The sequence below is a fragment of the Candidatus Izemoplasma sp. genome, assembly GCF_982632705.1.
In genome coordinates this window covers 13,614-14,367 of the sequence record NZ_CEXEES010000038.1, presented here as the reverse complement: position 1 = coordinate 14,367, position 754 = coordinate 13,614, and the positions used below count along the sequence as shown (strand labels likewise).

At 28.1% G+C, this 754-nt stretch carries 1 protein-coding gene; it reads left to right on the top strand.

The genetic code is table 11. The features are described 5' to 3' along the window. Window positions 1-64 precede the first annotated feature (64 nt). Window positions 65-754 (top strand): hypothetical protein (locus tag AC2LE6_RS06150; RefSeq protein WP_484478383.1); only part of this gene is annotated, 690 nt, incomplete at its 3' end.

Here is a 754-nt window from a genome sequence, read left to right as displayed (position 1 = left end):
AAAGAGACAGATTTGTCTCTTTTTGATTTGGTTATCTATGATATACTTATAACGAGGTGAGACAATGAGATTACAACAATTTATGTTACTGAATATACTAGGTTCAATAATTGAACTTTCTTTTGTATTACTTATTTCTTACTTGATCGGTGGAGAAATACTAATGAATTTAGTGTTGGTATTCTATGTTGGGCTTTTTATATTTCAATTAATTAGAACCAACAATAAAAATATATTCAAAGAATCAAAACCTAAGAATGATTTATTCGAGAAATATATGTATTTAATTGACGAAACATCTAAACTAAAAAACAAAAAACTAAACTACAAATACGTCGATTTAGAAGAACTTCCAAATCCCGCATTTTACTTTAAAAACACAGTATACATTAATACAAGAGCCAAAGTAGATGATCTCCTATTTGAAGGTATGCTTGCTCATGAACTAGGTCACGCTACAACAAAACTTGGAGATGTTATAAATCTAGTGGTTTTTAGATTTTCAACAATTTTTTCTAATTTACTTTATATGGTCCGATTCTCAATTAAGGATAAAAAAACCTGGTGGTTTAAATTATTGGATTATATATTTTACGGTATCTATATGATACTAAATACAATAGATATAATCATCCTTCATCCATTTATCAAAGAGGATGAGTATATCGCAAACGATTATGCATTTAAAACAACTGGTGGAAATGCGTTGAGAGTATACTATTATGGTACTCTGAGAAATATGTCTTTGATGAAA